This is a genomic window from Candidatus Nanosynsacchari sp. TM7_ANC_38.39_G1_1, from assembly GCF_004138385.1.
Window position 1 is genome coordinate 1 of sequence record NZ_PQNZ01000029.1, and the last position, 10,140, is coordinate 10,140.

Here is a 10,140-nt window from a genome sequence, read left to right on the forward strand (position 1 = left end):
TGGTGGGCAATAGAGGATTCGAACCTCTCACCTCTTCAACGTCAATGAAGCGCTCTAGCCAAATGAGCTAATCGCCCAACTGCACTTAATGGTAGCAGAAATCACTACGTATTGCAATATGACAGAATAGCCAGTAATATACTAAGTAGATGTTGACGGAGTCTAACCACCTCTTGAGTCTCGTGTTGGCGGTTGCGGCGCACGTAAAAAGTCGGAGCAAGAGTAATAGCCAAGGTGGAACCTCCCGTTTTTGGGACCGAGGCACGCGCGTAAAAACGCTTGCGTGCTTTTATATTTTCTAAAAAGGAGGTTCATTATGAACGAACAGCAATTACAATCAATGCGGCACAGTCTAGCGCATATTATGGCGCAGGCGGTGCAGCATTTATGGCCGCAGGCTAAATTCGGTGTTGGGCCAGCTATTGATAATGGTTTTTACTATGATATTGATCTTGGTGATGTAAAAATATCGGAGGATGATTTTAGCCGAATCGAGAAAGAAATGCGAAGTATTATTGCACGCGATCTGCCGTTTACGCGTCAAGATGTGCCGGTTGATGAGGCGATAACTTGGGCGAAAGAAAACGATCAGCCTTACAAAATTGAATTGCTTAACGACTTGAAACGGTCAGGTACGACAATAGCGAAAGATCTAGCGGGCCAGAAGCTTGGTTCTGCCAGCGACAATGAAAGCAAGGTTGACACTGTATCATTGTATTCGCAGGGTGATTATACTGACTTATGTCGTGGCGGTCACGTTGAAAGCACTGGCAAGGTCGGAGCTTTCAAGTTAATGCGCGTTGCTGGTGCGTATTGGCGCGGTAATGAGAACAACCCGCAGATGCAGCGTTTGTACGGTGTCGCTTTTGCGACTCAAGCTGAACTGGACGGTTACTTGGATATGCTAGAAGAGGCAAAGAAGCGCGATCATCGTAAGCTCGGTAAAGAACTTGATCTTTATACTATGTCACCGCTTGTTGGCATCGGTTTGCCGTTGTTTACGCCGCGCGGTACGGTTCTGCGCGAAAAGGCAGCGCAGTTATCGAACGAGCTGCGCCAAAAATACGGTTTCACGAAAGTTTGGACACCGCATATCACCAAGAAGGATTTATACGAAGCATCAGGACATTGGGCAAAATTTGGCGACGAACTTTTTTTGGTAACTAGCCAAGAGACTAGCGACAAGATGGCGCTCAAGCCGATGAACTGTCCGCATCATACTCAGATTTTTGCCTCGCAGCCGCGCAGTTATCGCGAGATGCCGATACGTTATTTAGAAACAACGACCGACTACCGCGACGAGAAAACCGGTGAACTAGGCGGCTTGAGCCGCGTGCGTTCGTTAACTCAGGACGATAGCCACGTCTTTTGCCGGCCTGACCAAATTGAACAAGAAATTAATAATTTGCTAGCTTGCGCGCAAGAATTGTACGATATCGTTGGTATGAAATTACGCGTGCGATTAAGTTACCGCGACGATGGCGAAGGCTATTTGGGCGAGTTAGAATTGTGGCAATCAGCCCAATCGCAACTCAAAGCTGCGGTTGTCGCTAAAGGTCTTGACTATTTTGAGCAGGAAGGCGAAGCAGCTTTCTATGGGCCAAAAATAGACTTCATGGCGACCGATGCGATTGGACGAGAACATCAGGTTGCGACAGTGCAGTTAGACTTTGTCCAGCCTGAACGTTTTGGCCTTGAATACATAAATGAGTCTGGCGATTCGGAGCGTCCAGTAATGATTCACAGTGCATTGCTTGGTTCAATTGAACGCTTTTTGAGCGTGTTCATTGAGCATACGGCTGGCTGGTTTCCATTCTGGATTGCACCTGAACAGGTTCGTATTCTTACAGTCAATGATACAGTAAATGACTATGTTGATGAAATTACATCAGTGCTAAAAACAGAGGTATTGATGCGTCCTATAAAATACAACGAAGTAAGATTCACAGCAGATACGCGTAATGAGTCGTTAGGCAAAAAAATCCGTGAGGCGACTGTTGTAAAAATTCCAGTACAAATTATAGTTGGTCCAAAGGATAAGGCTGCACGTGTCGTTAGCGTTCGTACTCGCGCGGGCGAGGAGCAGGTTTCTATTGATCAACTAGCTGAATACATTCAGAGCATCCAATAATGAAAAAATTAGCTGCCGCTGTTGAGCGCGATAATAAATTGCTAGCAGCAGCTGACGTAATAGATTTGCCGCTAGTCGTTATTGCTGGTCCGACTGCTAGCGGCAAAACTGAGCTAGCGATTCGGATCGCTAAAAAATTTAACGGTGAGGTCATCTCGGCTGACTCGCGAGCAATTTATCGCGGACTCGATATCGGTACAGCTAAACCTACGTCTGAAGAACAACAAGGGATACCGCATTGGGGCATTGATATGGTCGATCCAGGAGAGAGGTTTACGTCAGCAAATTTTAAGGTGTATGCTCAGCAAAAGATTAGCGAAATTCGTTCACGCGGGCATCTGCCGATTATAGCTGGCGGTACTGGTTTGTATATCGATAGCGTACTGTACGATTTTAAATTTACGGCATGTTCAAACAATCTTGATGAACGGCGTAAACTTGAGAATAAATCGTTAGAACAGCTTATATATCATTGCGAAAAAAACAACATTAAATTGCCGAAAAATATAAAAAACAGGCGACATATTATTAACGCTATTTTACGCAGGGGGGAAGATCCTCTCAAAAATGATAAAATAATTGCAAATACTATACTAGTAGGTATAACAACAGACAGAGACATCCTAAGAAGCAGAATTGAAGAGCGGGCAAAAAGTATTGTAAGCAATACTACAATAAATGAAGCTATACGCGCGGCAGAGAAGTGGGGCTGGTACAACGAGGCAATGACTGGGAATGTCTATCCGCTTATCAAACAATATCTAGATGGCACAATTAACGAGATTGAACTTGAGCGAAAACTTTGCGTACTAGATTGGCGATTGGCTAAGCGCCAGCTTACTTGGCTGAGGCGTAATAAGGATATTAAATGGTTTAGCATTGATGAAGCATGGACCTACATCGTGAACAATCTAGATAAGAGCTCTTAGATATGATACTCTTATACTAAAGGGTTTACGGCATGATTGACGCATTATTTGGTTCAAAAACGAGGGTAAAACTTCTGCATCTCTTTCTTAACAATCCTGGAAAGTCGTTTTATGTCCGCGAGATTACGCGGTTGATTGGCGAACAGATAAATTCTGTGCGCAGAGAGCTATCCAATATGCTTGATGCTGGTGTGCTGCTGAGTAATACAAACGATAATAAACTATATTACGAGATTAACCGCTCTTACATTCACTACAAACCGCTCAAAGAGATTTTTACTAATAATGATGTTAGCAAGCAAAAACCAAAAAGATTTTCAAAACAATCTGCTAGTAGCGAGACAGACGATTGGCGAATTGCTCTGGCGGCTTTGCCTAAAGCAAAAATTGTGATAGCAGCAGGCGCATTGGTTCGCGGTTCAGCGAGCAAGGTTGATTTGTTGATTGTCGGTAATGTCGAATCTAAACGTGTAGCGGATGTAGTAAATGGAATAGAAATAAAGGTTGGTAGGCAGCTAACGTTTAGTAGAATGCTGTACGACGAATTCTATTATCGCTTGAGCGTGCACGATAGGTTCATTAATGATATATTATCAAGCAGACACGAAGTTGTAGTAGATAGTGAAAATATTCTGCAGCGATAGAAATGAAGGAGGAAAAAATAGTGTTTGACATAGAATACAAAGGCGGAAACACGATTGTACTTTCGGGTAAAAAGACTACTATTATTACAGATCCGAAATTGTCGTTGATTGGACTAAAAGATGCCAAAACTACCGGTTGCGTTGAACTTGCTACCGAGGATCGCTTCGCTGTTAAGGCGGATGGTGCAAAGCTCGTAGTGAATGGTCCTGGCGAATACGAAATAGGAGATTTTGTTATAAAAGGAATTGCTGCTGTTCGACATCTTGATAGCGGCAGCAATGAAAAACTAGATACAATTTATCGGGTAGAATGCGGTAATGTTGCTATAGGTGTTATTGGTAACATTGAACCAAAATTAAACGATGATCAATTAGAAAGTCTTGGAGTGATAGACATCCTAATAGTTCCGGTCGGTGGATCTGGCTATACGCTTGACGCCACGAGCGCCGTGGCTCTGGTCCGCACTATTAGCCCGAAGGTTGTCGTGCCGATACATTATGCTGATAGCGGTATATCTTACGAAGTGCCACAGGATTCGGCCGAAGTTTTTGTTAAAGAAATGGGTGCGCCTGTCGAAAATGTATCTAAACTAAAAGTAAAGAATGACTCCTCGCTACCAACGGTATTAACGACGTATATATTGTCGCGAACGAGATAATATAGTCTAAGGTTAAATAATAAAATCCCCCTGTTGTAGGGGGATTTTACTTTGTGGCTTAGGCTGAAGCTATGATACCTTTTTTCTTGAGTGTGCGTATAGCCTTCGTTGAAAGTACCATGGTGATTTTTTTACCATTAACAACGAAAGTCTTTCTTTGAAGGTTGGGTTTGAACACTCGCTTATTGCGCTGCAGAGAGAAACTTACTTTGTTTCCGAACTGCTTGCCTTTGCCAGTCAGCTCACATCGTGCTGCCATTGTAGATTCCACTTCTTAATTACGGTTATTATCAATCTGTCCTAGTATACTCTGGTTTTGATTCTTCGTCAAGAGCTGGTACAATGATAAATTAGATGGATGTTCTGTATATAATTATTGTTTTGGTGGTGATATTTGTGTCGATGACGTTGCATGAATTAGCTCACGGCTTGGTGGCAAATAGTTTGGGTGATCGAACTGCGTATGATTTTGGCAGATTAACTTTGAATCCGATAAAACATATAGATCCGTATATGACTATATTACTGCCGATGATAATAATTATCACAAACATGACAACTGGGGCTAGCGTGCCAATCTTTGGTGGTGCAAAACCAGTACCTTTTAATCCAAGCAATATAAAGCATGGCGAGATTGGAGTGGCATTGGTAGCTATAAGCGGTCCGTTAGTGAACTTCTTTTTAGCGTTTGTAGCGTACGCGATACTTGTGGTCTCTAAGTCCGAGGCAGGTTCTTTGTTTAATTCTGTACTAACGGCTTTTACAATGGTGAATTTAGGGTTTTTTGCTTTCAATATAATTCCGATACCACCATTGGATGGATCGCGGGTACTGTATGCGCTTGCTCCTGACTTTGTGAGGAGTATTTTCGATACCATAGAGAGATATGGTGTTTTATTAATCTTTGCCATAGTTATGGTTGGCGGTTCGTTAATAGTTACTTATATGAGCTTTATAATAGTAAACATACTAAAAGGATTCTCTATCGTTTTTGGCGGGTAGTCGTGGTACAATATAATTAGCCTCTTAGGCACCAGCGTATATGATTTTCCTAACAAATCATTGATAGGGATCTCAACAGCAGTATTCTCGTGGGAATATTGTGAGAGAACCCACCTTGCAATAAGCGGGGAATATCAGTCGCTAGCCTGGAGGCTTTTTGTGATATAATTACGCTAGGCTATCGGGTAATCGCTGGTTCTTTGCAGAACAAGAGGAAAGTCCGGGCAGCGTAGGACATGGCAGTCGCTAACGGCGACCAGAGGTAACTCTAGGGAAAGTGCCACAGAAACGATACCGCTATCTCAAATCTGCTTTAATGTACGATGACTGATAGTAAGGGTGAAAAGAGCGGTGTAAGAGACCGTAGCCGACTATGGTGACATAGAAGGAGGGTAAACCCTGCCAGCTGCAAGGTGTATTATCGCATAAGTTGTTCGCTTGATAATACTAACATCCGCTTGAGCTGTGCAGCAATGTGTAGCCTAGATAGATGATTACCGATAACAGAACCCGGCTTATAGATAGCCTAATAAAAGACCGCTAGTTGATCTCGCGGTCTTTTATTAGGCTTAAGTTCTAAGTAGAAGAACTTTTATTGCTTTGTTGCTTCTTTGACGATCTCAGAAAAAGCTTCCGGCTCGTTGACGGCTAGGTCAGCGAGGACCTTACGGTTGATTTCAATGTTGGTCGCGCGAAGACCTGCTATCAATTTACCGTAGGTTGTGCCATTTTGGCGGGCAGCTGCATTGATACGAGTAATCCACAGGCTGCGCAGATCGCGCTTTTTGTTGCGGCGGTCGCGATATGCGTACTGCAAGGCGCGAATCACGGCCTGCTTAGCTAAGCGAAAGCTGCGGGTACGGTTATGCTGCATTCCCTTGGCTAATTTTAAGGTCTTCTTATGTTTCGCCGAAGCGGCGACTCCTCGTTTGACTCGCATATATTAGACTCCCAATGCTCGCTTAACGTTTTTTGCTATGCCGCCTTTAATAATAGCGCTGGTATTAATATTTCGCTTGCGCGACTTGCTTTTTTTGGATAGCATGTGGTTCCCGAATGCGCGGCGACGGGTAAGTTTGCCGGTACTGGTTAGCTTTATGCGCTTAGCAGTGCCCTTGTGGGTCTTCATTTTTGGCATTATTTACTCCTTATTACTATGCTGAGATTTCTCCCGGCCATCGTTGGTTTTTGTTCGAGCGTAGCTTCGTCTTTTAGCTGTTCCATCATCTTGTCTATCAAGTCATAACCTAAGTTTTTATGGGCTATTTCTCGACCGCGGAAGAAAATAAGGATTTTTACTTTATGTCCGTCCGACAAGAAAGCGCGTATTTTGCGCAGCTTGATCTCTAGATCGTTACTACCGATTTTCAAACCAAATCGCATTTGCTTTAGCTCGTTGGCTTTATTATTGCGCCGTGCTTTTTGCTGCTCCTTCATCTTCTGATATTGATATTTTCCCCAATCAACAATCTTAGCTACAGGAGGGTTAGCTTTAGGCGATATTTCTACTAAATCAACGCCTGCTTTTTGTGCAATATCTAGAGCTTCTCTTAAAGACATAACGCCAAGCTGCTTACCATCAGCCCCGATCACGCGAAGCTCATTGCTGCGGATAGCGTTATTTATGCGAGTTGAATTATTAATCGTAGTTCTCCTTTAGAACAGTTGTTTTACTGAGTCTATACTCGCTGTACATGGTAACAAATTACCGATAATAAATCAAGCTCGTTATCGGTATTGGAGAGCTTCTGCGATATGTGCAGCTTGTATTTTGGCGCTATTGTCTAGATCTGCAATAGTGCGGGCGACACGGATGATTTTGAAATAGCTGCGTGGGCTCAAGCTCAGTTTATCCGAAGCCTGTGACAACATATTTTTTGATTTATCATCAAGTTTAGCAAATGTATTTATTTCTCTATTTGTTAAGTTGCTGTTGTATTTATCGCTACAGTTGTATCTTATTGATTGGATATTGAGGGCACTCTGAATCAAGTTTGATGCAGTTTTATGTTGTTTACAAGACAACGAATTATACGAAGACAATGTACTGTTCGGTACGCGTGAGACGTGTACGACTAAATCAATTCTATCCATAAGCGGACCCGATAGTTTGCGTTGATAATTAGCTATTTGCGCTGGAGTGCAGGAGCATTCTTTGGTTTGATCGCCAAAATACCCGCAAGGACAAGGGTTCATGGTAGCAACCAGCATAAAGTTGGCGGGGTAGGTGGCACGCATACGCGATCTGGTAATAGTGACTTTCTTGTCTTCCAGGGGTTGTCTCAGGGCTTCAATAGACGAATGCGAAAACTCAGGTATTTCATCTAAGTAAAGTACTCCTAGGTGCGCTAGGCTAATCTCGCCAGGTTTCGGACTTGATCCGCCGCCGATAAGCGATGTCTGGCTAGCTGTGTGATGTGGGGAACGAAACGGACGCTGACGGATAATAGATTCTGTCGAGGAACCCTCTATGCTGTATATTTTTGTAGCCGCTAACATTTCTTCAGGCGAGAGCGGAGGTAGTAGGTTAGGTAGGGTTTTTGCTAGCATTGATTTTCCGGCTCCTGGAGGTCCGGATAACAATATATTATGATGTCCTGCCGCTGCGATTATGAGGGCGCGTTTTGCTTGTTCTTGACCAGCCACTTCATCGAGCAGGGTTTGTTTGTTGGGCTCGCTTTCTTCTAAATAAATGTGCGGACAAACAGCATCCTTGGTGATGATTTTTTCTTTCTTTAAATGCAGGTAAAGCTGCTTGATATTATCTACAGGTATGATATTTATGCCGCCTACGAGAGACGCTTGATTAGCGTTATTAGAGGGTAAGTATATAGTATTAATACCAGATTTTTTTGCGGTTTCGGCGATATTGATAGCGCCGCTAGTGGGGCGGATGTCTCCGTTGAGCGCTAGCTCGCCAGCGAATATAGAATTTGCAACATCCTGTTCGCGGAGTTGTCCGGCTGATAACAAGATAGACAAGGCGATAGGTAGGTCATAATGTGTACCTTCCTTTGGAATTTCGGCAGGCGCAAGGTTGATGGTGATACGTTTAGTTGGGTATTCTAGGCCAGAATTGACGATGGCGCTGCGGACTCGTTCTTTAGATTCGTCGATTGATTTATTACCGAGACCAACTATGCGTATACTAGGCAGCCCATTTGATATGTCACTTTCTACTTCTACGATACTGCCATCGTATCCAACGGGTGAAACCGTAAGGATTTTAGCGGTTGATGCCATGACCATATAGTTAAAAGTTAATCATACTATACGGATGATGTAAATAAGTGATATAATGTCAAGAGTAACGCGGGGCTGATATAGCGTTCGACGTAGAGAATTTAACAGGTTGTTTTGCGTACCGACTTCTGACGTTATCAGAATTAATAGTTGCAAAATTTGCAAACAAAGCGAAGGCGTTTGTTGCATCATTGATGCCACGGCAGACAGCCTTTGCGCTAGCTGCGTAATATTACTGGCAGCCGCATCCGCCTAGACTCTTGCTATAGGCTAGGTGTGTCGTATCTAGCAAGATCGGTTAATTGATATTTCTGCTATATCATTAATTAAGATTTTAAGCAGATCGCTAGTTCGTATGTTTGTCTAGCTTTGAGCGGATAAGCGATTATTTAACGAGTTAGACTATGTGCGTAGACAAACAACAGGTTACTCTGCGGACCCGGGGGCAGTACCCGGCAGCTCCACCACATCGTTTGCTGTAGAGCCTTTCGGGCTCTTTTTGATTTATGCGATAAAAAAGAATGACTACCTGCGAGTAGTAGTCATTCTAATGGTTGTGGAGTTTTCTGAAGTGTTTATTTCTGGTTCCTGTATAATTTTTTTATTCAGGAACTATCTCTATAGTAATGTGAAAATCTGCTTGTGTCAATGTTTTTTAGCAAGATTGCTAGGTAAAAAATACCACACTAGATAACGGGATAATTAGAGCAAATAAATGTGTTTTATGCCTTGAAACGATACGATAGATATGTTGATTTGTAATTCTGTAAATATCGGTTAGCAACTAACGACTGAATGTAGAGAGGGCTGTTTCTGGTGAATAGCTTAACAGAATTATCACCAGAAATTTTATCGTATGGTGCAGGGAGGTCTAACGTGTAAGGAATGCGGAGGCAAGGAAATCTGCACCTTAAGCTGGTGCTGGCAGCATAAATGTGGCGTCGGCAAAATAAAAATAATTCTATGCTTATCGTGTCCAAATGTTAGCGATTGGCTAAGGAGGCTCAGGCCAAGCTCTTCCGGCTTCATAGACAAGTTATAGAAGGCGATACTGAAACTGGCGGTGACTGTTTTTGGCCGACGAAGTTTGACGGTTAGAGATCGGTCATTGGCGCTATTAGCCCAGTAGGTATTACGTGTACATAGATCGATATGCTGGGTTGTTTCTGATTCTGGTTCGTTGCTGGATTGTTTTACTATACGTACGGTACATACAGTACATTGCAGGACAGATTATATAAGTAGATTTTCTTCATCGCGTGAACACCGGCCTTTTATGATATTGATATAATTTTTGCCATGCTGTATGTATAGTTGTCGCATTTCGGATGTCATAAAATATACTGAAGATTTTGCTTAGTTTTATATAAACGTTAATTATATAAAGGATCTTTGAACACAAATAGTGCAATGAATTTTAATGAAAAATAGTTTGTATAAATATACCGTAGATAGCCGTTTGTTATAAGTTAAATTCGCAGTGTAGAGCCTGATGTAGTGTTGTATTTTTTAAATTCGATATGATCTAAAGT

Annotated in this window: 10 protein-coding genes, 1 tRNA gene and 2 other RNA genes; 7 read left to right on the top strand and 6 right to left on the bottom strand. The window is 42.7% G+C overall.

The features are described from left to right. Nucleotides 1–77 (bottom strand) — tRNA-Val (locus tag G1ANC_RS02560). A 239-nt stretch (nucleotides 78–316) separates the two neighbouring features. On the opposite strand from G1ANC_RS02560, the gene thrS reads away from it, so the two are divergent. Genes thrS through G1ANC_RS02580 form a run of 4 tightly spaced genes read left to right on the top strand, consistent with a single transcriptional unit; the run spans nucleotide 317 to nucleotide 4,363 of the window. Beyond that, nucleotides 317–2,131: a threonine--tRNA ligase gene (gene thrS / locus G1ANC_RS02565; protein ID WP_129693463.1), complete on the top strand. Its 1,815-nt coding sequence runs from the start codon at nucleotides 317–319 to the stop codon at nucleotides 2,129–2,131. Next, on the top strand, nucleotides 2,131–3,060 hold the full coding sequence (locus tag G1ANC_RS02570; protein ID WP_129693464.1) for a tRNA (adenosine(37)-N6)-dimethylallyltransferase MiaA: 930 nt from the start codon (nucleotides 2,131–2,133) through the stop codon (nucleotides 3,058–3,060). Before thrS ends, G1ANC_RS02570 begins: the two co-directional genes overlap by 1 nt. Nucleotides 3,061–3,092: 32 nt before the next feature. Beyond that, nucleotides 3,093–3,704 (top strand): transcriptional regulator, encoded by a 612-nt coding sequence (locus G1ANC_RS02575; protein ID WP_129693465.1) that lies wholly within the window; start codon nucleotides 3,093–3,095, stop codon nucleotides 3,702–3,704. Between the two features lie 20 nt (nucleotides 3,705–3,724). Beyond that, nucleotides 3,725–4,363: an MBL fold metallo-hydrolase gene (locus tag G1ANC_RS02580; protein ID WP_129693466.1), complete on the top strand. Its 639-nt coding sequence runs from the start codon at nucleotides 3,725–3,727 to the stop codon at nucleotides 4,361–4,363. A gap of 58 nt (nucleotides 4,364–4,421) precedes the next feature. Here the strand turns inward: G1ANC_RS02580 and rpmB are convergent, their stop codons facing one another. Next, entirely contained in the window at nucleotides 4,422–4,622 is a 201-nt protein-coding gene (gene rpmB, locus G1ANC_RS02585) for a 50S ribosomal protein L28 (protein WP_129693472.1), read from the bottom strand. 125 nt (nucleotides 4,623–4,747) lie between these two features. Between rpmB and G1ANC_RS02590 the strand changes: the two genes are divergently transcribed. Beyond that, entirely contained in the window at nucleotides 4,748–5,365 is a 618-nt protein-coding gene (locus G1ANC_RS02590) for a site-2 protease family protein (protein WP_206660716.1), read from the top strand. A 173-nt stretch (nucleotides 5,366–5,538) separates the two neighbouring features. After that, nucleotides 5,539–5,899, top strand: an RNA gene (gene rnpB, locus G1ANC_RS02595) — RNase P RNA component class A. Nucleotides 5,900–5,957: 58 nt separating this feature from the next. Here the strand turns inward: rnpB and rplT are convergent. The 4 genes from rplT to G1ANC_RS02615 all read right to left on the bottom strand — a co-directional run bounded on the left by rplT (nucleotide 5,958) and on the right by G1ANC_RS02615 (nucleotide 8,608). Further along, nucleotides 5,958–6,305, bottom strand: a complete 348-nt coding sequence (gene rplT, locus G1ANC_RS02600; RefSeq protein ID WP_129693468.1) for a 50S ribosomal protein L20 — start codon at nucleotides 6,303–6,305, stop codon at nucleotides 5,958–5,960. Between the two features lie 3 nt (nucleotides 6,306–6,308). Then, nucleotides 6,309–6,503, bottom strand: a complete 195-nt coding sequence (gene rpmI, locus G1ANC_RS02605) for a 50S ribosomal protein L35 (RefSeq protein WP_129693469.1) — start codon at nucleotides 6,501–6,503, stop codon at nucleotides 6,309–6,311. Continuing rightward, entirely contained in the window at nucleotides 6,503–7,009 is a 507-nt protein-coding gene (gene infC, locus G1ANC_RS02610; protein WP_129693470.1) for a translation initiation factor IF-3, read from the bottom strand. The genes rpmI and infC overlap by 1 nt, the downstream gene beginning before the upstream one ends. A gap of 84 nt (nucleotides 7,010–7,093) precedes the next feature. Continuing rightward, complete coding sequence (locus tag G1ANC_RS02615; RefSeq protein ID WP_164997986.1) at nucleotides 7,094–8,608, bottom strand: YifB family Mg chelatase-like AAA ATPase; 1,515 nt, start codon at nucleotides 8,606–8,608, stop codon at nucleotides 7,094–7,096. A 71-nt stretch (nucleotides 8,609–8,679) separates the two neighbouring features. On the opposite strand from G1ANC_RS02615, the gene ssrA reads away from it, so the two are divergent. Continuing rightward, nucleotides 8,680–9,075: a transfer-messenger RNA gene (ssrA, locus tag G1ANC_RS02620) on the top strand. Nucleotides 9,076–10,140 lie beyond the last annotated feature (1,065 nt).